The organism is Litchfieldella anticariensis FP35 = DSM 16096 (assembly GCF_000409775.1).
In the GTDB taxonomy this organism is placed as follows: domain Bacteria; phylum Pseudomonadota; class Gammaproteobacteria; order Pseudomonadales; family Halomonadaceae; genus Litchfieldella; species Litchfieldella anticariensis.
The window spans coordinates 58836-59214 of the sequence record NZ_KE332391.1; the positions used below are offsets into that span (position 1 = coordinate 58836).

1 pseudogene is annotated in these 379 nt (G+C 68.9%); it reads left to right on the top strand.

What is annotated here, in order from left to right:
* Nucleotides 1-343 (top strand): annotated as a pseudogene (locus L861_RS25040) (PDDEXK family nuclease); the annotation flags it as partial.
* Nucleotides 344-379 lie beyond the last annotated feature (36 nt).

Sequence of the window (379 nt, forward strand, 5' to 3'; positions counted from 1 at the left end):
GCTATTACGTTGCCGACTGGAAATCCAACCACCTGGGAGCAGACGACAGCGCCTACGGCGTGGAGGCGATGCGCCAGGCCGTGGCCGAGAAGCGCTACGACCTGCAGTTCGCGCTTTACCTGCTGGCCCTGCACCGCCTGCTCAAGGCGCGCCTGCCGGGCTACGACTACGACCGCATATCGGCGGCTCGCTGACCGTGTTCCTGCGCGGCACCCAGGCCGAGAGCCGCGGCGTCTACGCCGAGCGCCCGCCGCGCGAACTGATCGAGGCACTGGACGCCCTGTTCCAGGGCGACACCCAAGCGGCCAAGACCGCCACCACCGATACGGAGGCCTCGGCATGAGCGACGGCACGCTGGACCTGTTCGACGGCCTCGACG